Annotated in this window: 32 protein-coding genes and 2 tRNA genes; 12 read left to right on the top strand and 22 right to left on the bottom strand. The window is 62.4% G+C overall.

Translation table 11 applies throughout. The features are described from left to right. Positions 1 to 28 precede the first annotated feature (28 nt). Complete coding sequence (locus HP547_RS01470) at positions 29 to 790, top strand: TSUP family transporter (RefSeq protein ID WP_172218658.1); 762 nt, start codon at positions 29 to 31, stop codon at positions 788 to 790. An 11-nt stretch (positions 791 to 801) separates the two neighbouring features. Here the strand turns inward: HP547_RS01470 and HP547_RS01465 are convergent, their stop codons facing one another. The 4 genes from HP547_RS01465 to HP547_RS01450 form a co-directional block, all read right to left on the bottom strand. Further along, positions 802 to 2,226 carry a GGDEF domain-containing protein gene (locus tag HP547_RS01465; protein WP_172285332.1) on the bottom strand — a complete coding sequence of 475 codons (1,425 nt, stop codon included), beginning with the start codon at positions 2,224 to 2,226 and terminating at the stop codon, positions 802 to 804. Positions 2,227 to 2,361: 135 nt separating this feature from the next. Then, entirely contained in the window at positions 2,362 to 4,194 is a 1,833-nt protein-coding gene (locus tag HP547_RS01460; protein ID WP_172218654.1) for an SLC13 family permease, read from the bottom strand. Between the two features lie 131 nt (positions 4,195 to 4,325). Next, positions 4,326 to 4,718 (bottom strand): glycine zipper domain-containing protein, encoded by a 393-nt coding sequence (locus tag HP547_RS01455; protein WP_172218653.1) that lies wholly within the window; start codon positions 4,716 to 4,718, stop codon positions 4,326 to 4,328. Positions 4,719 to 4,794: 76 nt separating this feature from the next. Beyond that, complete coding sequence (locus tag HP547_RS01450) at positions 4,795 to 4,986, bottom strand: hypothetical protein (protein ID WP_172285344.1); 192 nt, start codon at positions 4,984 to 4,986, stop codon at positions 4,795 to 4,797. Between the two features lie 224 nt (positions 4,987 to 5,210). Between HP547_RS01450 and HP547_RS01445 the strand changes: the two genes are divergently transcribed. Beyond that, a complete protein-coding gene (locus HP547_RS01445) occupies positions 5,211 to 6,371 on the top strand; it encodes a GGDEF domain-containing protein (RefSeq protein WP_172285331.1) in 1,161 nt (386 codons plus the stop codon). Position 6,372: 1 nt separating this feature from the next. Here the strand turns inward: HP547_RS01445 and HP547_RS01440 are convergent, their stop codons facing one another. Further along, positions 6,373 to 6,663, bottom strand: a complete 291-nt coding sequence (locus HP547_RS01440) for an RcnB family protein (protein ID WP_172218649.1) — start codon at positions 6,661 to 6,663, stop codon at positions 6,373 to 6,375. Between the two features lie 117 nt (positions 6,664 to 6,780). Between HP547_RS01440 and HP547_RS01435 the strand changes: the two genes are divergently transcribed. Both HP547_RS01435 and HP547_RS01430 read left to right on the top strand, forming a co-directional pair. Further along, complete coding sequence (locus HP547_RS01435) at positions 6,781 to 7,131, top strand: hypothetical protein (protein WP_172218647.1); 351 nt, start codon at positions 6,781 to 6,783, stop codon at positions 7,129 to 7,131. A gap of 112 nt (positions 7,132 to 7,243) precedes the next feature. Next, entirely contained in the window at positions 7,244 to 8,065 is an 822-nt protein-coding gene (locus HP547_RS01430; RefSeq protein ID WP_172218645.1) for a bifunctional 2-polyprenyl-6-hydroxyphenol methylase/3-demethylubiquinol 3-O-methyltransferase UbiG, read from the top strand. Here HP547_RS01430 and HP547_RS01425 read toward each other — a convergent pair whose 3' ends face one another. From HP547_RS01425 to HP547_RS01410, 4 genes are all read right to left on the bottom strand, one after another. Further along, positions 8,066 to 8,833, bottom strand: coding sequence for an SDR family oxidoreductase (locus HP547_RS01425; RefSeq protein WP_172285330.1), 768 nt, complete (start codon positions 8,831 to 8,833; stop codon positions 8,066 to 8,068). It lies immediately after the preceding gene. Positions 8,834 to 8,869: 36 nt separating this feature from the next. Beyond that, on the bottom strand, positions 8,870 to 9,937 hold the full coding sequence (locus tag HP547_RS01420; protein WP_172285329.1) for a phosphotransferase family protein: 1,068 nt from the start codon (positions 9,935 to 9,937) through the stop codon (positions 8,870 to 8,872). Positions 9,938 to 10,132: 195 nt separating this feature from the next. Continuing rightward, complete coding sequence (locus HP547_RS01415; protein ID WP_172218639.1) at positions 10,133 to 10,450, bottom strand: SCP2 sterol-binding domain-containing protein; 318 nt, start codon at positions 10,448 to 10,450, stop codon at positions 10,133 to 10,135. A 56-nt stretch (positions 10,451 to 10,506) separates the two neighbouring features. Then, entirely contained in the window at positions 10,507 to 11,217 is a 711-nt protein-coding gene (locus HP547_RS01410; RefSeq protein WP_172285328.1) for a histidine phosphatase family protein, read from the bottom strand. Positions 11,218 to 11,414: 197 nt separating this feature from the next. On the opposite strand from HP547_RS01410, the gene sohB reads away from it, so the two are divergent. Continuing rightward, a complete protein-coding gene (sohB, locus tag HP547_RS01405) occupies positions 11,415 to 12,440 on the top strand; it encodes a protease SohB (RefSeq protein WP_172218619.1) in 1,026 nt (341 codons plus the stop codon). A 154-nt stretch (positions 12,441 to 12,594) separates the two neighbouring features. Then, a tRNA-Cys gene (locus HP547_RS01400) sits at positions 12,595 to 12,668 on the top strand. A gap of 189 nt (positions 12,669 to 12,857) precedes the next feature. Here the strand turns inward: HP547_RS01400 and HP547_RS01395 are convergent. The 3 genes from HP547_RS01395 to HP547_RS01385 all read right to left on the bottom strand — a co-directional run bounded on the left by HP547_RS01395 (position 12,858) and on the right by HP547_RS01385 (position 14,236). Beyond that, a complete protein-coding gene (locus tag HP547_RS01395) occupies positions 12,858 to 13,094 on the bottom strand; it encodes a hypothetical protein (RefSeq protein WP_172218925.1) in 237 nt (78 codons plus the stop codon). Between the two features lie 117 nt (positions 13,095 to 13,211). Beyond that, positions 13,212 to 13,442 (bottom strand): hypothetical protein, encoded by a 231-nt coding sequence (locus HP547_RS01390; RefSeq protein WP_172218923.1) that lies wholly within the window; start codon positions 13,440 to 13,442, stop codon positions 13,212 to 13,214. Positions 13,443 to 13,516: 74 nt separating this feature from the next. After that, positions 13,517 to 14,236 (bottom strand): SOS response-associated peptidase family protein, encoded by a 720-nt coding sequence (locus HP547_RS01385; protein ID WP_172218921.1) that lies wholly within the window; start codon positions 14,234 to 14,236, stop codon positions 13,517 to 13,519. Positions 14,237 to 14,338: 102 nt separating this feature from the next. Here HP547_RS01385 and HP547_RS01380 point away from each other — a divergent pair, with 102 nt between their 5' ends. Both HP547_RS01380 and HP547_RS01375 read left to right on the top strand, forming a co-directional pair. Continuing rightward, the gene (locus tag HP547_RS01380; RefSeq protein WP_172285327.1) at positions 14,339 to 14,767 is read left to right on the top strand and encodes a LexA family transcriptional regulator; all 429 of its coding nucleotides are present in this window, start codon (positions 14,339 to 14,341) and stop codon (positions 14,765 to 14,767) included. After that, entirely contained in the window at positions 14,757 to 16,031 is a 1,275-nt protein-coding gene (locus HP547_RS01375; RefSeq protein WP_172285326.1) for a Y-family DNA polymerase, read from the top strand. Before HP547_RS01380 ends, HP547_RS01375 begins: the two co-directional genes overlap by 11 nt. Positions 16,032 to 16,263: 232 nt before the next feature. Here HP547_RS01375 and HP547_RS01370 read toward each other — a convergent pair whose 3' ends face one another. Then, positions 16,264 to 16,470, bottom strand: a complete 207-nt coding sequence (locus HP547_RS01370; RefSeq protein ID WP_172218915.1) for a DUF6434 domain-containing protein — start codon at positions 16,468 to 16,470, stop codon at positions 16,264 to 16,266. A gap of 89 nt (positions 16,471 to 16,559) precedes the next feature. Beyond that, positions 16,560 to 17,570 carry an alcohol dehydrogenase AdhP gene (gene adhP / locus HP547_RS01365; protein WP_172218913.1) on the bottom strand — a complete coding sequence of 337 codons (1,011 nt, stop codon included), beginning with the start codon at positions 17,568 to 17,570 and terminating at the stop codon, positions 16,560 to 16,562. A gap of 405 nt (positions 17,571 to 17,975) precedes the next feature. On the opposite strand from adhP, the gene HP547_RS01360 reads away from it, so the two are divergent. Further along, positions 17,976 to 18,173 carry a hypothetical protein gene (locus HP547_RS01360; RefSeq protein ID WP_172218911.1) on the top strand — a complete coding sequence of 66 codons (198 nt, stop codon included), beginning with the start codon at positions 17,976 to 17,978 and terminating at the stop codon, positions 18,171 to 18,173. Between the two features lies 1 nt (position 18,174). Here the strand turns inward: HP547_RS01360 and HP547_RS01355 are convergent, their stop codons facing one another. Together HP547_RS01355 and HP547_RS01350 are read right to left on the bottom strand one after the other, a co-directional pair. Continuing rightward, the gene (locus tag HP547_RS01355; protein WP_172285325.1) at positions 18,175 to 18,588 is read right to left on the bottom strand and encodes a DoxX family protein; all 414 of its coding nucleotides are present in this window, start codon (positions 18,586 to 18,588) and stop codon (positions 18,175 to 18,177) included. Between the two features lie 104 nt (positions 18,589 to 18,692). After that, a tRNA-Leu gene (locus HP547_RS01350) sits at positions 18,693 to 18,777 on the bottom strand. A 291-nt stretch (positions 18,778 to 19,068) separates the two neighbouring features. Here HP547_RS01350 and HP547_RS01345 point away from each other — a divergent pair. The 3 genes from HP547_RS01345 to HP547_RS01335 are packed head-to-tail and all read left to right on the top strand — an operon-like array spanning position 19,069 to position 22,046. Then, positions 19,069 to 20,229 (top strand): nitrogen regulation protein NR(II), encoded by a 1,161-nt coding sequence (locus tag HP547_RS01345; protein WP_172285324.1) that lies wholly within the window; start codon positions 19,069 to 19,071, stop codon positions 20,227 to 20,229. A gap of 5 nt (positions 20,230 to 20,234) precedes the next feature. Beyond that, positions 20,235 to 21,680 (top strand): ATPase domain-containing protein, encoded by a 1,446-nt coding sequence (locus HP547_RS01340; protein ID WP_172285323.1) that lies wholly within the window; start codon positions 20,235 to 20,237, stop codon positions 21,678 to 21,680. Between the two features lie 12 nt (positions 21,681 to 21,692). Beyond that, the gene (locus HP547_RS01335; protein WP_172218903.1) at positions 21,693 to 22,046 is read left to right on the top strand and encodes a response regulator; all 354 of its coding nucleotides are present in this window, start codon (positions 21,693 to 21,695) and stop codon (positions 22,044 to 22,046) included. 45 nt (positions 22,047 to 22,091) lie between these two features. Here the strand turns inward: HP547_RS01335 and csrA are convergent, their stop codons facing one another. The 6 genes from csrA to HP547_RS01305 form a co-directional block, all read right to left on the bottom strand. Continuing rightward, positions 22,092 to 22,289: a carbon storage regulator CsrA gene (gene csrA, locus HP547_RS01330; RefSeq protein WP_004375914.1), complete on the bottom strand. Its 198-nt coding sequence runs from the start codon at positions 22,287 to 22,289 to the stop codon at positions 22,092 to 22,094. A gap of 253 nt (positions 22,290 to 22,542) precedes the next feature. Beyond that, complete coding sequence (locus tag HP547_RS01325; protein WP_172218901.1) at positions 22,543 to 23,565, bottom strand: DNA topoisomerase IB; 1,023 nt, start codon at positions 23,563 to 23,565, stop codon at positions 22,543 to 22,545. A 57-nt stretch (positions 23,566 to 23,622) separates the two neighbouring features. Next, a complete protein-coding gene (modC, locus tag HP547_RS01320; protein WP_172218899.1) occupies positions 23,623 to 24,714 on the bottom strand; it encodes a molybdenum ABC transporter ATP-binding protein in 1,092 nt (363 codons plus the stop codon). Position 24,715: 1 nt separating this feature from the next. Then, the gene (modB, locus tag HP547_RS01315) at positions 24,716 to 25,396 is read right to left on the bottom strand and encodes a molybdate ABC transporter permease subunit (RefSeq protein ID WP_172218884.1); all 681 of its coding nucleotides are present in this window, start codon (positions 25,394 to 25,396) and stop codon (positions 24,716 to 24,718) included. Further along, a complete protein-coding gene (modA, locus tag HP547_RS01310; protein WP_172285322.1) occupies positions 25,396 to 26,154 on the bottom strand; it encodes a molybdate ABC transporter substrate-binding protein in 759 nt (252 codons plus the stop codon). The genes modB and modA overlap by 1 nt, the downstream gene beginning before the upstream one ends. A gap of 103 nt (positions 26,155 to 26,257) precedes the next feature. After that, the coding region (locus tag HP547_RS01305; RefSeq protein ID WP_172285321.1) for a nitronate monooxygenase family protein at positions 26,258 to 26,648 on the bottom strand (391 nt) is incomplete at its 5' end.

The following is a 26,648-nucleotide window of genomic DNA, read 5'->3' as shown; positions in this document are numbered from 1 at the left end:
AGGCGTCTTAACTGCCTGGAACCGCGTCATGATCGATATTGCTGTGCTTTGCGTGTTTGCCTTCGCCGCCGGGCTGATCGACGCCGCCGTGGGCGGTGGCGGGCTGATCCAGATTCCGGCGCTGTTCAACGTGCTGCCCACTGCGCAACCGGCGGCATTGCTTGGCAGCAACAAGCTGGCTTCGATATGTGGCACAGCCTTCGCCGCGCGCTCGTTCATCCGCAAGGTGACGCTGGACTGGGGGCTGATCGTACCGGCAGCGCTCAGCGCCTTTGTCATGTCGTTCGCCGGTGCCGCCACGGTTTCGCTGGTGCCGCCCAGCGTCATGCGGCCCGCGGTGCTGGTGCTGATCGTGCTGATGGCCATCTACACCTTCTGCAAGAAAGATTTCGGCACACTGCACAAACCGGCGAAAATCGGCCGCAAGGAACAGTGCCTGGCGGTGCTTATCGGCGGCGCGATCGGCTTTTACGATGGCCTGTTCGGCCCGGGTACCGGCAGCTTCCTGATCTTCCTGTTCATCCGCTTCTTTGCCTTGGACTTCCTGCATGCCTCGGCCTCGGCCAAGGTGGTCAACATTGCCACCAACCTGGCGGCGCTGGTGTTCTTCGTGCCCACAGGCAACGTGCTGTATGCGATTGCCTTGCCTATGGCTGCGTGCAACATTCTTGGCGCGCTTACCGGTACCTGGCTGGCTGTGCGCAAGGGTGCCGGCTTTGTGCGCGGGCTGTTCCTGGTGCTGTTGTGCGTGCTGATCGCCAAACTGTCGTGGGACTTGCTGGTTGGCTAGGCAACCCTGGGTCAGATCACCTGGCGTTGCGCCTCGGCTTGTTCGATGCGATTGCGGCCATGGGCCTTGGCCCGATAAAGCGCCTGGTCGGCACGTGCCAGCAGCTCGTCCAGGCTGGGCGCCGGCAGGTCGGCGTCACAGCCGGCCAGGCCGATACTGACGGTGATCTGCAGGCGCTGGTCGGCCTGTATCACATGCAGGTCCTGCACGGCGCGGCGCAGGCGTTCGGCGGTGAACTTGGCCCGTTCAGGGGCAAGGCCAGGGAGGATGATGACGAACTCCTCGCCCCCCAGCCGCGCGAACAACTCGCTGTTGTGCAGCTGGTCTTGCAGGGTGCCGGCAAACTGGCGCAGCACCTGGTCACCGACCGCGTGGCCGTGGGCATCGTTGATCGACTTGAAGTGGTCGATATCCAGCATCATCAGGGTCAGCGGCAGTGCCTGGGCGTGCTGCTGGCGGCTGTCCAGCAGCGCGTTGGCGCGGCGGGTGAAGGCGCTGCGGGTAAGCACGCCGGTCAGGTGGTCGACGCTGGCCTGATGCGCCAGGCGGGCCATCAGGCTGCGATTGGCCTGGCTGACACAGGCCACCACCAGCGGCCCGAGCACCAGCATGGCGATGCCCAGGCGCGCTGACATCAGCGTGGTCACCCCGGGCCCACTTTGCGGCACAACGAAGTGCATGAGATTTTGCGCCACCGCCACGATCAGCGTGCTGCCAGCGATGAGCGCCAGTAGCGCGACCATGAACGGCGAGTAGGTCCAGGCGCACCACAGCAGAGCGGCGATCGGGAACGCAATCGCGCCGGGGCCGCCGAAGGCGATGCTGAACGCCAGCGAGGCCAGCAGCACCACCAGCGGTGCCAGGCGGATGGCTTGGGCGCCGCCGCGTCCCAGGGCGCGCAACGAGGGCGCGGTGAGCAGCACCGGCAGCACCATTACGCCGGTGGAAAACTGCTCGCTGAACCAGGCCAGCCACGTGGCACGCAAGGATTGCTCGAACCACGGCGCGGCCATTACCGCTGCCATGCTGGCCGCTACCAGCGCGGCGGCGGCACAGGCGGCGAACACGCTGAGCACGCCGCGTGGGGTGCGCATGCGCCGGTGCAGGCGCGGCACGCGCGACAGTAGCTGCCAGAGGGTAATCACCACGGCCAGGTTGCACAGGTTGAACCACAAGGCCGGCAACCAGGCGCTGCCGCACAGCACATCAGCGCCGATCATGGCCAGCCAGACCAGGCTGAAGCCGATCAGCGTGGCCAGACGGGGGTAGCGCAAGAGCACGCCGGCCAATACGGCATTCACCGGCCAGAACAACGACAGCGATTCGATCGGGCGTGCCAGGATGCCGCCAAGGGTGAGGGCAAACGTCAGGCACAGCAGGGTAATGTAGGGCAACAAGCGCGATTGGGCTGGAAAAACCATGGGCTCGACCGACAAGCGGAAACGAAATCCAGGAAAACGCCTTCGAAGCACCTGGGGCAATTACCGGGCAGTGTGTTTCGTCAGGGGAGTTGATGTCAATCTGCCGCGATTGGTTGGAATAATGCCAAATTGCCTTCACTCTTTGCCATTTCAGTTCAAGCCGAAGAACCACGGCACCATCACCACTGTCACCACCATTACCAGCAACGTGAATGGCACCCCGATCTTGACGAAGTCGGCAAAGCGGTATTGGCCGGGGCCCAGCACCAGCGTGTTGACTGGCGATGATACCGGGGTCATGAACGCCGCCGATGCTGCCAGCGCCACGGTCATGGCGAACGGGTAGGGCGACATGCCCAACTGCGCTGCGGTGCTGACGGCAACCGGCGCCATCAGGACTGCAGTGGCCGTGTTGGAAATGAACAAGCCGATTATCGCCGTGACCGCGAACAGGCAGGCCAGGATGGCGCCAGGCCCGGCACCTCCCAATACGCTGACCAGCCCGCCTACGGCCAGGTCGATGCCGCCGGTTTGCTGCAGGGCTTTGGCAAAGGGCAGCATCCCCACGATCAGCACCAGGCTTTGCCAATGGATGGCGCGGTAGGCACTGTTCATGTCGATGCAGCGGCCGGCGCCCATCAGCAGGCAGCCGATCAGCGCCGCGATCACGTTGGGTACGACACCGCTCACCATCAGCCCGACCATCACTGCCAGGCTCAGCAATGCTTGCGGTGCGCGGGTGCGGGCGGGCGCCACCTGGTCGATTTCTGCCGGCAGGCTCAGTACCAGGAAGTCCTTGGGTTGGCTTTGCAGCAGGCGCACGGCCTTCCATGGGCCGACCACCAGCAGGGTGTCGCCCAGGCGCAGTTTTTCTTCCACCAGTTGCGCTTCGATGGCCGCCTGTTCGCGGCGCAGGCCGACCACGTTGAGGTCGTAGCGGGTGCGGAAGGCCAGTTCGAGAATGCTCTTGCCGATCAGTTGCGAGCCGGGGGGCAGCGACACTTCGGCCATGCCCAGTTCCTGGGACTGGTCGATGAAGTAGGCCGCCTTGAAGTGCAGCGGCTCCAACTGCATGGTCTGGCACAAGGTGCGCAGGTCATCACGGTTGGCAAACAGGTCCAGCAGCAGCACGTCACCCTGGTGCAGCACGGTATTGGAATCGGCGCTGATCACCCGCGTGGTGAACTTGTGCTGGCGTTCAATGCCGATCACGTTGGCGCCGTGCCGGGTACGCAACTCCAGCTCGCCCAGAGTGTGGCCGATCAGCGGCGAGTGGGGGCGGATACGCAGGCGCCGTTCACGGCCTTTGAGCTTGTAGTCCAGCACCAGGTCCAGCAAGGTGCGGCGGCTTTCCACGCGGCCGTCCTTGCGCACCTCGCCATTGAGCCAGTGCCGGGTCAGCAGCATGTAGCCGATCCCCAGCACCAGTACCACCAGGCCGAACGGGGTAAAGCTGAAAAAGCTGAAGCCCTGTTCGCCAGTGCGCACCAGCTCGCTGTGCACCACTACGTTGGGCGGCGTGGCTACCAGGCTGAGCATGCCGCTGATCAGGCCGGCGAACGCCAGTGGCATCATCAGGCGGCTGGGCGAGATCTGCAGGCGCGCGGCGATGCTCAGCACCACCGGAATGAAAATGGCCACTACGCCGGTGGAGCTCATGATCGACCCCAGTCCGGCCACGGCCACCATCAGCAGCACCAGCAGGCGTGCCTCGCTATTGCCGGCGCGCTCGCTCATCCACTCGCCGATGCGGTAGGCGATGCCGGTGCGCACCAGGCCTTCGCCGATCACGAACAGGGCGGCGATCAACACCACGTTGGGGTCGCTGAAGCCAGCCAGGGCCTGTTCCACGGTGAGGATGCCGAGCAGCGGCAGGGCGAGAATCACCAGTAGTGCGACCACGTCCATGCGCGGGCGGTTGATGACGAACAGGATGACCACGATGGCCAGCAGGCCAAGGACCCAGAGCAGCTCTTGGTTCATGGGGAGGGGGCGTTCCTTCACACAGGGCACGATAGACAGTAGCAGCCAGTGTGCCAGCTTGTGCTGAAGGGGGTGTTGATGTGCTGCAACAAAAAGGGCCGCTGTGCGGCCCTTTCAGTCCTCGATGTCGATCAGTGGCGGTGACGGCGGTGCTTCTTGCTGCTGCCGTTGTTGTCGCCCATGTGGTTGCCCAGGGCGCCACCGGCTGCGCCGCCCAGGCCGGCACCTACGGTCGAACCGGTCTTGCCGCCTACCGCGCCGCCCAGCAGCGAACCGCCGGCTGAGCCCAGGCCACCGCCGATGGCGGCTTCGGTGCGGTTGCCCTTGCGTGCACCTACCGCGCTGCCGGCTGCGCCGCCGACGCCGGCGCCGATGGCTGCGCCGGTCTTGCCGCCAAGCTGTTGGCCGACAACGTTACCCAGCACACCACCCAGGCCACCGCCAATGGCGGCGGTACCGTCACCGGCGAAAGCGCCCTGGCACAGCAACAGGCCGAGGGCAATGGAAGGCAGAGTCAGACGCATGATACGAACCTCAAAGGAATCATCAGGTTAAGGTGCCGCGAAACAGGGGGCGGCAAGTCAGGGTTGCAAAGACGCTTCAGCGGTAGTAACGGTCACCGCGGTATTGACGATTGTCATCATCGTCATCGTTGCGGTCATGCCGATGGTGGTGACGATGGCCGCGGTCGCGGTCACGCCAGCCATCGTCGTCGTCATGATAACGATGGCTATGGCAGCCGGCGGTCAACAGCACAACGGCAACCAGCGAAAGGCTTGCAATACGCGATATCACGATATAGGTCCTTGATCCGCAAAGGTTTACGGGGCACTTCTTCAGACTGGGAATGATCCATTTGGTTTCCCGGGCGGGTAAAAAAATGTGCTGGAGGCGATGGGTGGCGAGCCTGCGGGTTGCTGTTCTGTCCCGTTCGGTCATGGCCGAACGGCTGATGGCGCCCTAGACTTCAGGGCAAGCCGCAGCCAAGACGGCAACCTGCCACACGGTGAATCACGATGATCGCCCACACCCCCACGCTGTTCGCCGCCGTTGCCCTGGTCGCAACCATCCTTGCCTTCTGCCTGTTGCTGGTCGGGCGCAGTAACCGCCGGGACAACCTGATGCTGACCGGGTGCGGGCTGTTGGCGCACGCCTTGGCGTATGTCTGCTACACCATCTATGCGCAGGCCCCGCTGTGGCTCAGCTATGGCCTGGGTAACAGTTTGTTGTCGCTGGCGCTGGCGTTCTACACGGCCAGCCTGTTCCGGGTGCGTGAGCAGCGGGTGCCCTGGCGCACTGTCTTCGTCATCCCGGCCTGCATGCTGGTAGGGCTGATGCTGCTGCTCGATACCCTGGAGCCGCGTATGCTGCTGGCGACGCTGGTGTTGATGCTGCAATGCTCGCTGATTCTCTACTGGGCCTGGCGCCACGCCGCACGGCCGGGCAGGGCCCACCTGCTGCTGGAGATTGGTGCGCTGATCAGCCTGGTCGGCCTGGGTATGCGGGTAGTCGCGGTGGCCAATGGCACGGCGGTGGAAATGCGCTATGACACCAGCAACCTCAAGCAGAGCTTTTCGGTGGCAATTGGCACCGCCACGGTGATGATGTATTCGATCGGCCTGGTGCTGATGGCCAAGGAGCGCAGCGAGTCACGCCTGCAACACCTTGCCCTGCGTGATGTGCTGACCGGCAGCTACAATCGCCGGGCGATTCTTGAGCGCTTTGCCGTGGAGCTGGACCGGGCGCGCGAACAACAAAGCAGCCTGGCCGTGGCGATGATCGACATCGACCATTTCAAACGCATCAACGACCTCTATGGGCATCTGGCTGGCGATGAGGTGCTGTGCCATTGCGTGCGCCAGCTGCAGCAGCGTTTGCGCCATGGCGACAACCTGGGGCGTTACGGCGGGGAGGAATTCCTGCTGCTGTTGCCGGGCACCGACCGCAATGGCGCGATGGTGGCGCTGCAAGGGCTGCGCGAGGCGATCGCGCGCAGCCCCGCCTGTTTTGCCGGTGACCAGATCGAGTTACGCTTCAGCGTCGGCTTGTGGTGCGGGGTGCCGGGCGACCCGGACAATACCGCCAGCCTGCTGGCCCAGGCCGATGCGGCGCTGTACCAGGCCAAGGCCGCCGGGCGCAACACGGTGCACATGGCGGCGCTGGTCGAGGCGGGTTGAATCAGGACCCCGACTGGATCGCCAGCACTACACCATTGGTGGTCTGCACCAGCACGTAGTGGTCGCCCATGCGCACCCAGTGGCTTTCTTTCTCGGGGGCGGGCAGGCCCTTCGCTTTCCAGTCCTTGATTGCCGCGTCGTCGCGTTTGTACTGATCAGGCGCCTTGTCGCCGACCTTGAGCTCACGGTTGTGGGTTTCCGGCGCGGTGATGCTTTCTTCGGGCGCAGGCGCGGCGGTTGCAGCCAGAGGCAGGCAGGGCAGCGCGGCAAATAGCAGATAGTGCAGTTTCATGGCGGTCTCCTTTTGACGTCATGCCTTTATTGCGACAGCGGCAGGTGCGCGACAATTCACTCGCGATGCCAGCTGGTGCTAGAGTCGCGTTCTTTTTCAAAACCCTGAGGATGTAACATGCGTGCGATTCTGCCGATGGCCGCAGCGCTGATGTTGGTCGGTTGTGCTTCTTCGACCATGGAAACGGCACGCGGCGGCAAGCCGACTGCGCACCTCGACTCGCACAAGGCGCCACAGCTGGTTGCCCAGTGCATCCAGTTCAGCTGGCAGGAAGAGAAGGTGTTCGGCGACGATGCCAGTGGTTACCTGGAGCCGCGCAAGCAGGGTGGCTTGACCGTGTATACCCGCGGGGCCGAGGCGTTCGTCGACGTCTACCCGCAGGCGGGTGGTACGGGGGTCGATTACTACGCGCAGAAAAACGATGGTGTGGCGCTGCAGCGTCGCGCGGCGGCGGCGACCTGCTTGTAGCAATTGGCAGCTGCAACGCGCCGCGCCAGCCTTACAATTTTTAGCACGGCAGCGGTGTCGTCGGCGAGCAGGCAGAGGCTAGCATGAGCTTCTCCCCCTCAAGGACGACAGCATGGAACACTCACTGCAACTCAACCGCGCCAGCTGGGACGAACGCGCCCCGCTGCACGCTGCCTCCAGGGACTACGAAGTCGAGCGACTGGTCGAGGCCCCGGGCCACCTTTCCGAAACCGTGCGCTTCGACCTGCCATTGCTGGGCGATATCGACGGGCTCAATGCCGTCCACCTGCAGTGCCACATCGGCACCGACACGCTCTCGCTGGCGCGCCTTGGCGCCAAAGTCTGCGGTCTGGACTATTCGGCCGCGTCGCTGGCCGAGGCGCGGGCACTTGCCAAGCGCTGCGCGGCACCCATCGAGTATGTAGAGTCCGACGTCTACGCCGCCGACCAGGTACTGCCGGCAGGCACTTTCGACCTGGTCTATACCGGCATCGGCGCGCTTTGCTGGCTGCCCCGTATCGAGCCGTGGGCGCGCACGGTTGCAGCACTGCTGAAGCGGGGCGGGCGGCTGTTCCTGCGCGATGGCCACCCGATGCTGATGGCAGTCAACGAAGACCACCAGGACCGCCTGCAGCTCGAATACGCCTATTTCGAGCAGGAGCAACCGACGGTGTGGCACACCGACCAGACCTACGTTGAAACCGATCAACGCCTGGCCCATACCGAGACGCACGAATGGAACCACGGCCTCGGTGAGGTGATCACGGCTTTGCTGGCCAACGGGCTGCAGCTGACGGCACTGGCCGAGCACCAGAGCATCCCCTGGGAGGCGCTGCCGGGGCAGATGGTCAAGGGCGACGATGGCGAATGGCGCCTGCGCGACCAGCCGGCACGCCTGCCCCTGAGTTACACCCTGATCGCGGTCAAGGCCTGATCAGGACAGGTAGCCGCCGTCGACATTGAGCGCCGTGCCGGTGGTATAGCTGGACGCATCGCTGGCCAGGTACAACACCGCGCCGGCCATTTCCTTGGGGTCGGCCACGCGCTTGAGCGGGATCTGCTGCAGCGCGGCATTGAGGATGGCGTCGTTCTTCACCAGTGCCGAGGCGAACTTGGTATCCGTCAGCCCCGGCAGCAGGGCGTTGCAGCGGATGCCGAACGCGGCGCATTCCTTGGCAAACACCTTGGTCATGTTGATCACTGCGGCCTTGGTAACCGAATAGATGCCCTGGAACAGGCCTGGTGACACGCCATTGATCGACGCCACGTTGATGATGCTGCCACTGCCCTGTTCGCGCATCAGCTTGCCGGCCTCCACCGACATGAAGAAGTAGCCGCGGATGTTCACGTCCACGGTTTTCTGGAACGCGCCCAGGTCGGTGTCCAGCACATTGCAGAACTGCGGGTTGGTGGCAGCGTTGTTGACCAGGATGTCCAGGCGCCCGAACTGTTCGCGGATACTGGCGAACACCTGCTGGATCTGCTCCATTTCACCGATGTGGCAGGCCACTGCCGTGGCCTTGCCACCGGCCGCGATGATGGCGTCGGCCACCTGCTGGCAACCGTCCAGCTTGCGGCTGGAGACGATCACGTGGGCACCTTGCTGCGCCAGCAGGTGGGCGATGGCCTCGCCGATGCCGCGGCTGGCGCCGGAAACGAAGGCGATCTTGCCGTCGAGGTCGAACAGGTGGGTCTTGGGCATGCTGTTTTCCTTGTTATCCGTCGTCGTGGGCGCTGCTCAGAGGCTGGATTTGGCAATCACCTGCAGGCTCATCTGCTCCAGCAAGCGGTTCATGTGGATGAACTGGGCGAAGCGCTTGTCCTGGGTCTGGCCGTGGTAGTAGCGGTAGTAGATCTGCTGGACGATGCCGGCCAGGCGGAACAGGCCATAGCAATAGTAGTAATCGAAGTTGTCCAGCTGGATGCCGGCGCGTTCGGCGTAGTAATCGACGAACTGGCGGCGGGTGAGCATGCCGGGGGCGTTGCTTGGCTGGCGGCGCATCAGTTGTACCGGTGCCGGGTCGCCGGCCTCGATCCAGTAGGCCAGGCTGTTGCCAAGGTCCATCAGCGGGTCGCCCAGGGTAGCCATTTCCCAGTCCAGCACACCAATGATGCGCATCGGGTTGTCGGCGTCGAGGATCACGTTGTCGAAACGGTAGTCGTTGTGCACGATGGCGGGCCGCGGGTGGTCAGCGGGCATTTTGTCGTGCAGCCAGGCGGTCACCTTTTCCCAGTTCGGGGCGTCTGGCGTCAGGGCCTTCTGGTAGCGGCTGGTCCAGCCCTCGACCTGGCGCTGCACGTAGCCTTCAGGCTTGCCCAGGTCGGCCAGGCCGCAGGCGTCGTAGTCCACCTGGTGCAGCTCGACCAGACGGTCGATAAAGCTTTTGCACAGGGCTTCGGTGCGGTTGGCGTCGAGGTTGAGTTCTGCCGGAATGTCCGACCGCAGGATAATGCCCTTGACCCGCTCCATCACATAGAACTCACCGCCGATCAGGCTGCTGTCGGTGCAATGTACGTAGGCCTTTGGGCAGTACGGGAAGCCGCTGTTCAGCTGGTTGAGGATGCGAAACTCGCGACCCATGTCGTGGGCCGACTTGGCCTTCTGGCCGAACGGCGGGCGACGCAGCACGAAGTCGCGGCCCGGGTAGCTGACCAGATAGGTGAGGTTGGAAGCGCCACCGGGGAACTGGCTGATCCTCGGCTGGCCCTCCAGACCGGGGATGCTGGCCTTGAGGTAAGGGTCGATGACGGCCGCATCGAGTTCTTCGCCGGGGCGTACCTGGGTGGACTGGTCGGTGAGCGTCATGCGGTTTCCTTATTCTCGATCGCAAGGACTATTGGCTAATCTAATGCGCTGCCAAGGTTGGAACAAGCGTGCCAGGCGCCAAATAGGCGAGGGTGTTGCTGCCCGATCAGCTGCCTTGATAGACCCGCACCATCGGGCAAAAAAAAACCGAAGCCGGTCAGGCTTCGGTTTTCGATCATCCGGTATTCCCTGCCCTCAGGACGGGAACAGCTCGCTGAGCTTCATCGACAGCATCATGTCGCCTTCGACGCGCAGCTTGCCGCCCATGAAGGCCTGCATGCCGTCGGTTTCGCCGCTGACGATACCCTTCAGGGTTTCGCTGTCCATCACCAGGGTGCAGTTGGCATCCGGGTTCTCGCCTTCCTGCAGGTCGCAGGTGCCGTCCTTGACGATCAGTGCATACTTCTTGCCTTCGTCGGTGATGTCGAAGCCGAACACCAGGTCCAGGCCGGCGGCAGCGGATGGGTTGAACTTCTCTTGCATCTTTTTCACGGCATCAGCTACGGAGGTCATGGCGCATTCCTTATAGAGTGATTTACACGTCCCCGCAGGGACACAACTAGCCGGGCTTATCGGTAGGTGACAAGCTCCGGCGCCTTCAACAACTGCACATGGGCCTGGCTGTTGAAGGAAGCCAGTGCCACATCGCGGCCGCGGAACTTGAGCTGGCTGAGCGACGTGTTGATGATCTGCCAGTTCAGCGCGAACGCCTGGCTGGGGGTAATACCGGTTACGAGGTGGAGCAGGGCGGCAATGGTGCCACCCGAGGTGAAGATGGCGATATTGTCACCGCTGCCGGCAGCGTCGAGTACACGGTGCAGGCCACCTTGCACGCGGGTGGTGAACGCCTGCCACGTCTCCAGGCCATCGGCGGCATGCTCACCATCGTGCCAGCGCTGCACCATCAATGCGAACAGGCGCTGGAATTCGCTGCGGTGCTGGGCAGCGTTGCGCAGCACGTGCAGGGCATCGGGCTCATCTACCAGCAGCCCGGGCAACAAGGCCCGGATCACGCCGTCGGCATCGAACTCATTGAACGCCACGTCGGTCACAACAGCCGGCACCGGGCAGCCACTGCCGTGCAATGCCTCCAGGGCCAGGCGTGCGGTATCCTGCTGGCGACGCAGGTCGCCTGCCACGCAGCGGTCCAGCCGAACCCCCAGCTGTGCGAGGTGCTCACCCAGGGCCTGGCTCTGGCACACGCCCACAGGCGAGAGGACGTCGTAGTCATCGGCACCAAAGGAGGCTTGGCCATGTCGGATCAGGTAGAGGTTGCCCACGAAAGGTTCCGGCCTGTTGGAGGTTGCTGCGAGGTTAGGATGCAGCACACGGGCTGTCAACGAAAAAACATACAAGCGTTTGAAAAGGTTGTTTGAAAGATGTTGCCAGCGTTTACACCAGCTGGCAGCACCTCAGGCGCAACGGTATGCTTGCAACAGTTACGCGCCGTAGTGGCGCATGCATTCAAGGAGTCAACGTGGAGTTTCTTGCCGAGTACGCAAGCTTTCTCGCCAAAACCGCCACCCTGGTGATCGCCATCCTGGTGGTGCTGTCGGCTATCGCCGGGCTGCGCGGCAAGGGGCGGCGCAAACCGGGTGGGCAGCTGCAGGTCACCCGCCTTAACGAATTCTACAAGGACCTGCGCGAGCGCCTGGAGTCCGGCCTGCTCGACAAGACCCAGCTCAAGGCCCTGCGCAAGCAGCAGGCCAAGGCGGAAAAACAGCAGAAGAAGGGCAAGGCCAAGGCCGAAGAAAAGGGCCGGGTATTCGTCCTGGACTTCGATGGCGACATCAAAGCTTCGGCCACCGAAAGCCTGCGCAACGAAATCACTGCACTGCTGACCCTCGCCACCCCGCGTGACGAGGTGGTGCTACGCCTTGAAAGCGGCGGTGGCCTGGTGCACAGCTACGGCCTGGCTGCATCGCAGCTGGCGCGGATCCGCCAGGCGGGTATTCCGTTGACCGTGTGCATCGACAAGGTGGCCGCCAGCGGGGGCTACATGATGGCCTGCATCGGCGAAAAAATCGTCAGCGCACCGTTTGCCGTGCTGGGTTCGATCGGCGTCGTGGCACAGTTGCCCAACATCAACCGCCTGTTGAAGAAGCACGATATCGACTTCGAGGTGCTGACTGCCGGCGAGTACAAGCGCACCCTGACCGTGTTCGGTGAAAACACCGAGAAGGGCCGGGAGAAGTTTCAGGAAGACCTGGACATCACCCATCAGCTGTTCAAGGACTTCGTCGCCCGCTATCGCCCGCAACTGCACATCGACGAAGTGGCGACCGGTGAAGTCTGGCTCGGTGTCGCGGCGCTCAATCGGCAGCTGGTGGACGAACTGCAGACCAGTGACGAATACCTCAGCGACCGGGCGCGCAATGCCAACCTGTTCCACCTGCACTACGCCGAACGCAAGAGCCTGCAAGAGCGAATCGGCATGGCTGCCAGCGGCACTGTGGAGAACACCGTGGTGGGCTTGTGGAGTAAACTTGGCCGGCTGCGCTAACACCTTGAACCCGTTGAAATTTTTTTTCGTTCAGGGGGTTGCAAGGTTAGAAGAATGACGACATAATGGCGCCCATCGAAACGCAGCAAACTTTGAAAAAAGTTCAGCGTTTCAAGGAGATAGCAAAGCGCAAGCAGCTAGATCCGACCTTTGAGGCCGAGTAGCAAAGTGGTTATGCTCCGGATTGCAAATCCGTCTACGCCGGTTCGATTCCGACCTCGGCCTCCACCATTCGAAAGCCCCGCAGATTAACGTCTGCGGGGTTTTTCTTTGGGCGAGGGAAAATACCGAAGTCCCAAAACCACTTACCGTCAGCTGCCCAAATCAAGGTTTCAAGCCCTGACGGGACATCTCTGGAGGACGACCAGAAAGCTGAACGGAACTGAGATCAGGTAGGCCTTTGGAAACGCCGGCCCGTTAACCCTCAGGCGGGTTGATACCGCAGACGAATTCACTCGAGCCAAGGCGGTGCGAGCCATACTCCACCACGTACTCGTCACCGCGGCGCTGCGCTTCCGCCACGGCTGTTTGCCGGTCGGCATAGACGTCGACAAAGTGCCATGGATGTCTATCCCGCAGCACGCCCCATCCCAGCACCCAGCCTTCGTTACCGGGGTCTGCAGGCAGGTTCTTTGCCAGGCTGCGAATGCTCATTGCGGCTATTTTTCTCAAACGACTATAGGTCGGAAGAAAGCCCGCAGACGAAGTCTGCGGGCTTCATGTGGGCCAGAAGTTTCCCCTGAGGCGAAAACCCCGAAACGTTGTTATCGCTCAGACCTGGTACAGGATGGTGTACGAAGCATCACACTTGGGCCCCAGCACAACCGGTTTCTCAAAGAGTGTGCCGCCACCCACGGCGTTGTAGTTGGTACCACATGCCCCCTCAAGTCGCGTCCATAACCCCACATCGTGAATTTCGATCCGCGTGGCAACGCGGCCATGGGGATGGCTCAGTTCGTACTGGATGCGCTCAACAACATCTTTGGCTTCTTCTTCTGTCATGCTGTCTTCTCCGTTCCAACCGGTACCGCACGGGCCGGCCCGATTACCGGGCAGGATTCACGCTTTTACACAGTTTAGAACTCAAATTGCGCCTGTTGGTTCGTTCCGCCGAGCGGCATGATCAGCTCGGCGCCCTGGTTGCGCACATTGCCTACGGCTTTGCCCACCGGGTACCAGTGAAACGATGCTGCCGGCCGACATCCCTCCCGCACAATTTCAGCTGCGCGCTCGGCTGACGTGGTCGGGTCGAGCCATTCCCTGGCCGTGTCAGGTGTCAGCACCAGGGGCTTGCGGTCATGGATGTCCACCAGGCCCTGGTCTGCTGCAGCGGTAACGATCACAAAGCCGTCACACGGGTCTGGCTCCATACCTGGGTGAACTTCCGCCAGCGCGGCGAAGTACAGCGGGGCGCCATCGACGCCGGTGATGTACCAGGGTTGCTTGTGCTTCGGGTCGTGCTGGTCCGGGATCCACTCGAACCAGCCATTTGCTGGCGCCAGGGCTCTGCCGCCTGGCCACAGGTCTTTGAAAAATTTGCCGGTCATCACTGTTTCGGCCCGCGCGTTGATCGGGTCTGGTCGTTTTCCCTTCGCCCAGAAAGGCGACCAGCCCCATTTCACCCGGTCCACGCTCAGCCCGTCGTCAAGCTGGCGGACTACCTCTACGCGGGTCGACGGCGCCACGTTGTAGCGGTTGATCGGTTCATGGTCGTACCCGTTGATCACCACCAGGTCCAGCGACAGCTGGCGCAGGTAATGATCCATCGACTCGTAGATCGAGTACCGTCCACACATTTCCCACCTCTCGCCTGTCAGAAATTTCGTCGCTCAGGATTGACCGGACGACCGATGCCGGATTTACTGTATATGCATACAGTTTGCGTCGAGCCGTCCATCATGACCATTACTTTTCTGGGTACGCCCGCCGGCGGTACCCAACCCATCCCGCTTTACGCGTTCCAGGTTCCGGCCGGGTTTCCGTCACCTGCGGCGGACCATCTGGAAGGCCATATATCGCTCGATGAATTGTTCGACCTCCGCGCGCCGCATGTGTATCTGGTAAAGGTAGAAGGCGACAGCATGCAGGGGGCCGGTATCTACTCTGGCGATATCGTCATCGTCGACCGTGGGCGCGAGGCGGAGCATGGCGATATCGTGATCGCCGCGGTCAATACCGAGCCGGTGTGCAAGCGCCTGCATCGGCGTGACGGGGTGGTGATACTCAAGTCGGAAAACCCGGCGTATCCGCCGCGGTACATCATGGAAGGCGACGATCTGCTCGTCTGGGGTGTGGTGCGTTATAGCGTGCGTGACCATGCGCAGTGACCCGGTGTTTGCGTTGATTGATTGCAACTCGTTTTATGCAAGTTGCGAGCGGGTGTTCCGGCCGGACCTGGCCAAGACCCCGATCGTGGTGCTAAGCAACAACGACGGTTGCGTGATCGCCAGGTCGTATGACGCGAAACCGTTCGTGAAAATGGGTGAACCGTACTTCCAGGCCAGGGACAGGCTGCGCCGTCACGGCGTCCTGGCCTTCAGCAGCAATTACGCGCTCTACGGCGACATGAGCGAGCGCGTCATGACATTGATCGAGTCGATGGTGCCGGCGGTCGAGATCTACAGCATCGACGAGTGTTTCGCCGACCTCAGCGGCATTGCGCAAAACCTTACCCAGTTTGGCCACAACGTGCGCGCCCGGGTGTTCAAGTGCACGGGCATTCCGGTGGGGGTGGGTATCGCCAGCACCAAGACGCTTGCCAAACTGGCAAACCACATGGCGAAACGCCTGCAGGCTCACACCGGTGGCGTGGTAGATATTTGCGACCCGTTCAAACGGGACTGGGTGCTGCGCAATACCGAGGTGAAGGAAGTCTGGGGAATTGGCCGGAAGATGACTGCGCACCTCGAGGCAATGGGCATACGCACGGCAATGGACCTGGCCAAGGCCGACGCCCGCACGCTGCGTGACAGGTTCAGCGTGGTGGTGGAGAAAACGGCCCGGGAGCTGGCCGGTACACCCTGCCTGGAACTGGATGAAGCCGAGCCGCCGAAGCAGGAAATCTGCTGCAGCCGGATGTTCGGCAAGCGGCTCACCGAACTGACGCCGATCACGCAGGCAGTGGCCACTTACGTCGGCCGTGCAGCGGAAAAGCTGCGCGCCCAAGGCTCGGTGTGCAAGCGCATGCGGGTAAGTATCCGCACCGGCATGTTCAACCCGGACGAGGCCCATCATGCCCAGGGTGCGCTGGTCGAGCTGCCGTATCCAACGTGTGACACGTTGTTGCTGACGCGGTTGGCCACCGATGCGGTAGCGCGTATTTTTCGGCCTGGGTTTCGCTACAGCAAAGCCGAAGTGCTGCTGATGGATCTTCGCCAGCCGGGGGAGTTTTCAGAGGACCTGTTTGCGCTCAAGCAGTCAGTGGCGTGCGGCCGGCTGATGCAAGTGATGGACAACATCAACGAGCGCTGGGGCAGGGGGACGATGCGGGCTGCCAGTGTTCCGGCGGTACCGGACTGGGGCATGCGGCGGGAGCTGATGAGCCAGTCCTTTACAACGCGGATCGATCAGCTGTGGACGGTCAAATCTTGAACCTCCTGGCCGTTTTCCCGGTCATCAGAACAGACAGCGACTTGCTGGTCGCAGGATTCTGAAATATTCGGAAGCTATCGTTGGGATCTTCAAGTGGGTTCCACCGACGACGGAGTCATGAAATGGACTATTCAAGCATGGTTGAATCGTTGGATAAAATCCTGAAAGAAGCGGCCATGGGTGAAGATTGCAAAGCGGCGCACACGTGCCTGCACGCATCTGAGGCTGACGGTCACCGGTGCATACGTAGCCATTCATCTGCCACTTCACCCATGGTGGATGGCGTCCCGCTCTTGATCCAGGCCATGAATGTGCGGTCGAACCTGAATGCCTCGCCGCATTCGCTCAGCAGAAACTGACGAACTTTCTGGGTGTTGCGGTAATGCTTGTCCAGCGGGGTGGTGCGGGTGATCGGGCCGGCGTGCCAGTCAAAGCTCATGGTCTGTTCCTTGACGCCCAGCAAAGTAAAAAAGCCCGTAGAGGACGTCTGCGGGCTCATTACGGGTTGTGACATCGACCTTCAGGCTATCAGCCTTCGAACTGGATCACCATTCGCCCCTTGATCTTGCCCTCGAGCATCTCCTCAAAGATCTGGTTGATGTCCTCGATCGGCCGCAGGGTCACCTTGGGCACCACCTTGCCTTCAGCGGCAAACTGGAAGGCTTCCTGCAGGTCCTGCCGTGTGCCCACCAGCGAACCGATCACTTCGATGCCATCCAGCACCAGGCGCGGGATGTTCAGGTTCATGGCTTCTGATGGCAGCCCGACGGCAACCAGGCGGCCACCGGCGCGCAGGGCGTCGACGGCGGAGTCGAAGGCCGCCTTGGCTACGGCAGTAACCACAGCGGCATGGGCGCCGCCGGTCTTGGCCTGGATGACCTTGGCCGCGTCTTCGCTGCGTGGGTTGACGACCAGGTCGGCGCCCATTTCGCTGGCGAAGCGCAATTGCTCATCGTTGACGTCGATGGCAATCACTTTGGCGTTGAACACGTTCTTGGCGTATTGCAGGGCCAGGTTGCCCAGGCCGCCGAGGCCGTAGATGGCGATCCACTGGCCGGGGCGGATGTTGGAAATTTTCACCGCCTTGTAGGTGGTCACGCCGGCGCAGGTAACGCTGCTGGCGGCGGCGGAGTCGAGCCCGTCGGGCACTTTTACCGAGTAGTCGGCCTTGACGATGCAGGCCTCGGCCATGCCACCGTCCACGGTGTAGCCGGAGTTCTTCACTTCGCGGCACAAGGTTTCATTGCCGCTGGTGCAGTATTCGCAGTGCCCGCAGCCCTGGTAGAACCACGCAACGCTGGCGCGGTCACCGGGTTTGAGCGAGGTGACGCCGGGGCCTACCTGCTGAACCACGCCAATGCCTTCATGGCCCAGCACGACGCCGGTCTTGTCACCGAAATCGCCATTTTTCACGTGCAGGTCCGTGTGGCACACCCCGCAGCACTGCATCTTCAGCAGCGCTTCGCCGTGTTCGAGGGGGCGCAGGGTTTTTTCCACCACCTGCACGCGACGGCCTGGTGCAACAACAGCAGCTTTCATAAGAGCCTCCGTGTCTATCCGAGTGAGCTTGGGTTATGGCTGGGTTAGCATAGCCCTTGCCTGGTCGGGGAAAACTGCTTCAGGTCATGGGTCGGTATGGCGAATACCTGAAAAGCTTCAAAAAAGAAAAGCCCGCGGCAAGAATGCGGCGGGCTGCAAGAACGTACGGAGCGAGACCAGTGTGCCCACCTGGATGTCATCATTTTGTGAAGATCAGGTCGGCAGCGTGTCATGTCTCACTTGGGTAAATGCATAAAAAAGCCCGCCATGAAAGGCGGGCAAATGACGTTTTGAAGGGAGAGCCTGCAGACTGGACCTGGCCGGTTAACCCAGGATTAAGCGGCAACGCATTGACCTGCAAAGGCGATCAGCCTATACAGGCCTGCCACTTGCCCAGGAGCCAGCATGCACGACGAAGACGACCTGCACGAACCCGAACACGATCACCTGCTTGATCACGAATTTCTCTACGAAGACATGGAGCCCGAGGCGGATGCCCAAGGCGCCGAGGATGAGGTGGAGGAGGACGAGGAAACGCTGGATGACCTCGATGATGAGGAGCGCGATCACCCAGCCTGGTTTGACGACTGCGTAGACGATTGAATCAGCGCCCGTCCACCGAGAAGCGCCCGGGACCGCTTACGGCCAGCAACAGCAAGCCGCCCATGATGGCGAGGTTCTTAAGGAACTGGGTCATGTTGGCGCTGCGCTCGGGGTCGACCATGTTCCAGAACGGATGCCCGAGCAGCGCCGTGCCCAGCACGAACAGGGCAAACAGCAAGGCCAGCGGCCGCGTATAGAAGCCGAGGATCAGCAGGATGCCGACAACGAACTCCATCAGCACGGCAATGCCAGCTGCCAGCATCGGGGCAGGGGCGCCCAGCGAGGTCATGTAGCCAACCGTGCCGTCGAAGCCAGTCAGCTTTGCCCAGCCAGACAGGACGAACAGGATCATCAGCAGCACGCGGGCAATCAGGATAATGATGTCGCGTTGGCCATCGAACAGGGAGTAGCGCATGGTGGCGTTCCAGTGGACGGGGACAAGCTCCACTTTAGCAGCTGCGCAAAACATTGCTGCCAGGCAGCAAAAAGGCGCCGCTGGGGCGCCTTTTCACAGAAGTTTGGTGCGAGTGGCGGGACTCGAACCCGCAAGGCTCACGCCGACAGATTTTAAGTCTGCTGTGTATACCAATTCCACCACACTCGCACGCTTGAAGGGGTCGCAACGACCAGCTCGCTTCTAAGTAGAAGGGCTTCGCAATCAAGCGCGCTTTATAACCCATCGTTATAGTTGAGTCAACCACAGCACCTATCATCAACAGAATGAACGGTCGATCAAATGCTCAATTGACACCTTGCTGTCATTGCGCCACTGTTGCGGTTTTACCTGGCCCAGTGCTTGTCGAAGAGTGCTGACTGGCGGTAGTTGTCTGGTGCCCATCGGCGGGCGCCTGGGTTACCCTCATTTAGTTCCTGCTGCTGTGCCAGTGGAGTATTCATGGTTTCAGCTGACTGTCTCGACCACCCTGTCATGCCCGCCCACCGCTATGAACAGCTGGTTCAGTCGGTGGTCGACTACGCCATCTACATGCTCGACCCTTCCGGCCATGTGGTGTCGTGGAATGCGGGCGCGCAACGGATCAAGGGTTACCGCGCCGACGAAGTGATCGGCCAGCATTTTTCGCTGTTTTTCACCCCTCAGGATTGTGCCGATGGCCGACCCGAACGCTTGCTGCGCCAAGCGCTGGAACAGGGTGTGGCACAGGATGAAGGCTGGCGGGTACGCAAGGACGGCACGCAGTTCTGGGCCTTGGCGGCGCTGGATGTGATCCGCGATGATCTCGGCCAGATCGTTGGCCTGGCCAAGGTTACCCGCGACATTACCGACCGCCGTGAGTCGGCCATGCAGCTGGACGCCGTGCGCGCCCAGTTGTTCCAGGCGCAGAAGCTTGAAGCACTCGGCCAGTTGACCGGTGGCCTGGCGCATGACTTCAACAACATGCTGACCATCATCATCAGCTCGGCGCGCCTGGCGCTGGCTACCCAAGATCCGTTGCGGACCCAGCGCATGCTGCAGCACATCCTCGATGCCGGGCAGCGGGGCACTGAACTGACCCAGCAATTGCTCAGCTTTGCCCGCCATCGCAAGCTCGATGTGGCGTGCGTCGCACCGGCTGATCTGGTAACCGCGACCCGTGGCCTGCTGGAGCATGCATTGCCTGATGCGGTTGACCTGCACGTCGTGCTGCAACCGGACCTACCGTTGATCGAGGTGGATGCCGGGCAGTTGCAGATGGTGCTGCTCAACCTGCTGTTCAATGCCCGCGATGCCATCACCGGGCAGGGCCGGATCAGCCTGATGGTGGATGTGGTCGAACTGGTTGGCGAGGTGGAAGGGTTGCGCGGCAGCTTCGTGCGTTTCGAAGTGCAGGACAGCGGCGAGGGTATTGCGCCAGAGGTATTGCCACGTATTTTCGAGCCGTTTTTCACCACCAAGCCTTTTGGCAAAGGCACCGGCCTGGGCCTTAGCCAGGTGTATGGCTTTGCCAGGCAGAGCGGTGGTGCGATTTGCGTCGACAGCGACCCCGGCCATGGAACTTGCATGCAGCTTTACTTGCCAGTGTACCAGCCTCCGACAGACAGCCAACTCCACAGGTAGACAGCATGGCACAGGCACTCAAGCGGCTGGTGACGGGCATAGAAGGCCTTGATGCGTTGCTCAAGGGTGGCCTGGTTGCCGGTTCGTCCTACATCATTCAAGGCCCGCCGGGTGCCGGCAAGACCATCCTGGCCAATCAGCTGGCGTGTGGTCATGTGCGCTCCGGCGGCCGGGTACTGGTAGCCACGCTGCTCAGCGAATCGCATGAGCGGCTGTTCCAGTACCTGGCCACCCTGGACTTCTTCGACCCGGCACTGGTGGGCGACCAGATCCAGTTCGTCAGCGCCTTCGATACCCTCGAACAGGAAGGGCTGGATGCGGTGGTGCGCTTGCTGCGCCAGGAAATCGCCCGGCAGCAGGCCAGCCTGCTGATCGTCGACGGGGTGCTCAATGCCCGCGTGCGCGCGGAAACCGCGCTGGACACCAAGAAGTTCGTCTCCGAACTGCAGGGCCATGCGGCCTTTGCCGGCTGCACCTTGCTGTTGCTGACCAGTGCCCGGCTGGACGAGGGCAGCCCGGAGCACACCATGGTCGACGGGGTGATCGAACTGGGTGAACAGCTGGTGGGCAGCCGCGCCGTGCGCCATGTCCAGTTGCGCAAGACGCGCGGCAGTGCGGCGTTGTCAGGGCGCCACGAGTGCCTTATCGATGAAGCGGGCATGCACGTGTTTCCGCGGCTGGAGTCGCTGTTCAGCCACCCTAGCCAGATGGGCAGCGCAAACCTTGGGCGTGTCACCAGCGGTGTGGCCGACCTGGATGAAATGCTCGACGGTGGCCTGGCCACCGGTTCGGTCAGCCTGCTGATCGGGCCTTCGGGCATTGGCAAGACATCGTTGGGCCTGGCGTTTCTCGGCGCCAGCACTGTGCAGGCCCCTGGGCTGCATTTCGGCTTTTACGAAACGCCCGAACGGCTGCGCAGCAAAGCCGCATCGTTGGGCTATGACTTTACCGCAATGGAGCAGGGCGGCAGCCTTCAGTTGTTCTGGCAGCCGACCACAGAGGGCTTGCTGGACCAGGTTGGCGCACGCCTGCTAAAGCAGGTGGAGGCGCACGGTAGCAAGCGCGTGCTGATCGACAGCCTTGGCGCATTCAGCCGCCTTGCCATCGACCCGACACGGCTCAATGCGTTTTTCCGTGCCTTGGCTGGCGAGCTGCGCGCGCGCGATGTAAGCGTGATACTGACCTGGGAAATGCGCGACATCTTCGGTTCGGAAATCAGCGCGCCCGCGCCAGACCTGTCGAGCATTGTCGACAACCTGGTGCTGATGCGCTTCGTCGAACTGGATTCGCAGCTGCGGCGCATGCTGTCGATTCTCAAGGTGCGTGACAGCCACCATGACCCCGCCTTGCACGAGCTGCTGATCGGGCCGCAGGGCATTAACTTGCGCAAGGCGTTCGAAGGTGCCAGTGGTGTGCTTTCGGGAACGCCCGTACCGCAAGGGAGCGGCTAACAGGATGAGCAGATGAACACCATCCTGATCGTCGATGACGAGTACCTGATCGCCGATATCCTCGGCTTCGCCCTGGAAGACGAAGGCTACGCGGTGGAAAAGGCGAGCAACGGCTGCAAGGCCCTGGAGGCGCTGAAGGAGAAGCGCGTGCAGCTGGTTATCACCGACTATATGATGCCGCTGCTCAATGGCGAGGAATTGGTGCGCTCAATGCGTGAAGACCCGTCCTTGAGCGAGTTGCCGGTCATCCTCATGAGTGGCGCGCAGGCCAACCAGGGATGCCCGGAACTGTTCGCCGCCGTGTTCGACAAACCGTTCGACATGGATTGTATGATCGCCAAGGTGCGCGAACTGCTGGGCACCTGAGGCGCGGGGCGATCAAGCGCATCCGTGCGGCTTGAGGCAAGTCGCTCAGTGCGAGTCGTCGTGCTTTTCCGGGGCCGGGCTGCCGGCCTGGATGCGTTTGAAGATCTCTTCGCGATGAACCTGGACATCTTTCGGTGCATCGATACCGATCCTCACCTGCATCCCTTTGACGCCCAGAATGGTGACTTTGATGTCATCGTTGATGACGATGCTTTCGCCAACCTTACGGGTGAGTATCAGCATGTAGTTCTCCTTGGTGATGTAAAAAACCGTCGGGCCAGTTGCCTCGGCGGCGGGAGCGTGTCCCTCTTCCTTCTCATTAAAGACGCTTTCGGCGGATAGTAATTCCCCGACAGACAAATTCTGTTGCGTGTCTTCAGTTGCAGGTGGCTGGGCAAACCGTCAGCGGTTTGTCGGCCAAGGTGCTCGGTGTCAAGGATAGGGCGCTTGGCGACCAATGGGAAATTTCTTCGCATCATGGGCTGAATAGACAGGCTCAATGGGCCTCCTGTTCCTCAAGTGCCTGTAAAAACAGCAGCAATGCGACTTCTTCGGGGTCCAGCCCCTTGCGTACCCGGTTTTTCGGCAGGTTGGCCAGACGCCCCAGTGCATAGTGCTCGAGTACAGCAGGGTGAATGTAACAGCGCCGGCACACCGCGGGTGTATTGCCCAGGCGCGCGGCCACCTGGCGGACAATGCCGGCCACTTGGCGCTTGGCCTCGGTTTCGGGTTCCCAGGCCAACGGCCGTAGCAGGTCCAGGGCCAGGCTGCTGCCGGCCCAGGTGCGGTAGTCCTTGGCGGTGAAGTCGGCGCCGGTAAGCTGTTGCAGAAACTGGTTGACCTCGCTGGAGCCGACACTGTGGCGCTGGCCGTCTTCATCCAGGTACTGGAACAGCGCCTGGCCGGGCAACTCCATGCAGCGCTTGAGCAGGCTGGCCAGGCGCCGGTCATTGAGGGTGACGTTGTGCTCGACGCCGCGTTTGCCGCGGAACTGGAAACGGATAGTGCTGCCCTTGATCTGCACATGGCGGTTACGCAGCGTAGTCAGCCCGTAGGACTGGTTGTCCCGCAGGTAGCGCTGGTTGCCAATGCGGATCAGGGTATGGTCCAGCAGGCTCACCACCAGCGCCATGACCTTTTCGCGGTCCAGGCCTGGCCGGGCGAGATGGTTTTCCAGTTGCGCCCGCAGCTTGGGCAGGGTCTGGGCAAAGGCCAGCATGCGCCCGTACTTGTGCTGGTCGCGCAGCTCGCGCCACTGCACGTGGTAGCGGTACTGCTTGCGGCCACGGGCATCGATACCGGTTGCCTGCAGGTGGCCCATGGGGTCGGCGCAGATCCACACATCGGTATAGGCCGGTGGGATCACCAGCGCGGCGATGCGCGCCAGGGTTTCGCTGTCGCGCACCCGCTGGCCATCGGCATCCAGATAGATGAAGCGGTCGCGCCAGCGCTTGCGGGTCAGGCCCGGCTGGCTGTCGTCAACGTAATGCAGGGTACGCGGCAGAGGGCAGTCGAGCATGTGCGGCAAGCCTCGATCAAGTTACTGATCAATGGACAACAGCCGCTTCGGGGTTGCTCAGCCCAACAGCGCGACCGACTTGATCTGGGCAAACAGCATCTGCCCCGGGTGCAAGCCCAGCTGGTCAGCCGAGAAGCGCGTGATGCGGGCCAGCAGGGGGCTGCCGCCGGCATCCAGGCTGACCAGCACATGCGCGGGGTTCTCGGCCGGTCGGCTTTCGCGCACGCGCACCGCCAAGCGGTTGAGAATGCTCGAGGTGCTGTCGGCTGCCAGCGCCAGGCTGACGTCACGGGCCTGTACCTTGACGCGCAAGGTGCTGCCCATCACATGCGCCGGGTGAGCGATGCGCAGCAACGGCCCAGTGCTACCGGGCAGGCGCAGGTCGAGCAGGTCGTAGTACGGGTCGTGGCCCACCACCATGCCCTCGAACACCACGCCGGCATCCTCGCCCTGGGCCAGCGACAGGTCGAGGCGGGCCAAGGTTTCGCCAATCGGGCCGCTGGCCACCGCCTGGCCTTGCTCCAGCAGCACCAGGTGGTCGGCCAGCCGCGCCACTTCATCCTGGGCGTGGCTGACGTACACCAGCGGGATGTCCAGTTCGTCGTGCAGGCGCTCCAGGTAGGGCAGGATCTCGCGCTTTCGCGGCCCATCGAGGGCAGCCAGAGGCTCGTCCATCAACAACAGGCGCGGGCTGCTGAGCAGGGCGCGGGCAATGCCTACCCGCTGCGCCTCGCCCCCGGACAAGGTGGCGGGGCGGCGTTGCAGCAGGTGGCCGATCCCCAGCAGCTGGCTGGCCTGGTCGAGGCTGACCTTGCGTTCAGCCGGGGCCACCCGGCGCCAGCCGAACTCCAGGTTGCCACGTACCGACAGGTGCGGGAACAGGCTGGCCTCCTGGAACACGTAGCCCACCGGGCGCAGGTGCGGTGCCTGGAAGTAGCCGCGGTCGCTGTCTTCCCAGACTTCACCGTTGACCTCGATATAGGCGCTGGCAGCCCGCTCCAGCCCGGCCAGGCAGCGCAGGCAGCTGGTCTTGCCCGAGCCCGAGTGGCCGAACAGCGCGCTGATGCCGCGCCCTGGCAGTAGCAGGTCGACATCCAGGGTAAATTCGTCGCGCGCCAGTTTCAGGCGCGCCACAATCGATGCGGTCATTTCAGCTCCAGCCAGCCTTGCCGCGGCGTCCGGCGTACAGCAGGAGCAGCACCAGGAAAGAGAACACCAGCATGGCACCGGCCAGCCAGTGGGCTTGCGAATACTCCATGGCCTCGACGTGATCGAAGATCTGTACCGAAACCACGCGGGTCTTGTCAGGGATGTTGCCACCGATCATCAGCACCACACCGAATTCGCCCACCGTGTGGGCGAAGCCGAGGATGCTGGCGGTGATGAAGCCGGGCCGCGCCAGGGGCAGCACCACATGGACGAACGTGTCCCAAGGGCTGGCACGCAGTGTCGCCGCCACTTCCAGCGGGCGCTGGCCGATGGCGCCGAAGGCGTTCTGCAGCGGCTGGACCACGAATGGCAGGGAATACACCGTAGAACCGATCACCAGGCCGGTGAAGCTGAATACCACGGTGCCCAGGCCCAGTGCCTGGGTCGCCTGGCCCAGCCAGCCGTGCGGGCCGAGGGCGATCAGCAGGTAGAAGCCGATCACCGTTGGCGGCAGCACCAGCGGCAGCGCCACCACGGCGCCCACCGGCCCGCGCAGCCAGGAGCGCGTGCGCGCCAGCCACCAGGCGATGGGTGTGCCGATAATCAGCAGGATCAGGGTGGTCAGGCTGGCCAGCTTGATGGTCAGCCAGATGGCACCCAGGTCACTGGCGTCCAGTGGCATCAGATTTCATAGCCGTAGGACTTGATCACTGCAGCGGCTTTCGGGCCTTTCAGGTAATCGACCAGGGCCTTGGCGGCCGGATTGTCCTTGCCTTTGTCGAGAATGACGGCGTCCTGGCGGATCGGGTCGTGCAGTTCGGAAGGGACGATCCAGGCCGAGCCGTTGGTGACCTTGCCGTCCTTGTAGATTTGCGACAGCGCCACGAAGCCCAGCTCGGCGTTGCCGGTGGAAACGAACTGGAAGGCCTGGGTGATGTTCTGGCCTTCGACGATCTTGCCCTTGGTGGCGTCAGTCAGCTTGAGCTTGTCCAGAACCTGGGTGGCAGCCAGGCCATAAGGCGCAGCTTTCGGGTTGGCGATGGACAGGTGCTTGTACGCGTTCATTTTCAGCACGTCGCCTTTGGCGTCTACATAACCGTCCTGGGCCGACCACAAGGCCAAGGTGCCGATGGCGTAGGTGAAGCGCGAACCCGGGACGATTGCCTTTTCCTGTTCAAGCTTGGCCGGGGTGCTGTCATCTGCGGCGAGGAACACTTCGAACGGGGCACCGTTCTTGATCTGGGCGTAGAACTGCCCGGTAGCACCATAGGCGGCGACCAGCTTGTGGCCGGTGTCCTTCTCGAAATCCTTGGCGATGGCCTGGATCGGCGCTGTAAAGTTTGCTGCGACCGCAACCTGGACTTCATCGGCCCAGGCAGTGTTGAAGGCGAACAGGCTGGCCAGGGCGGTGACGGCCAGGCAGGACGGGCGGACACGCATGAATACAGCTCCTTGGGGTTATCGTTATGGCCTTAACTATATAGCGATAGGCCATTTGCCGGGAAGGGGCTGATCGATTCGCCCGCGAAAGGGCCAAACCTGCTTAAGAAGATGCCTGACACCCGACCATTGCCAGCGCCTTGCAGGCAATTTCGCGGGTCAATTCGCCAGCGGGCATATGCCTGCCCAGGCGCAGCGCCTGCCCCGACCACAGGTTGCTGAAGTCGCTGTTGCCCTGCGGCTCGGTGATCGCACGCAGGGGCATCAATGCCCCGCCCGCCAGCGGAAAGCGCGGGGCCAGGTCATTCATCGGTCCCAGTTCGCGCATGATGCGGTTATTGATACCCCGCGCCGGGCGACCGGTGAACAGGTTGGTCAGCGCCGTGTCGCTGGCAGGGGCGCTGTCCAGGGCCCGGCGATGCGCTGGCGAAACCTTGGCCTCGGGGCAGAACAGGTAAGCCGTGCCGATCTGCACGGCCGCAGCGCCCAGGGCC

The organism is Pseudomonas sp. CM27 (genome assembly GCF_013179515.1).
GTDB lineage: Bacteria > Pseudomonadota > Gammaproteobacteria > Pseudomonadales > Pseudomonadaceae > Aquipseudomonas.
This window is presented reverse-complemented; position numbering and strand designations above follow the sequence as displayed.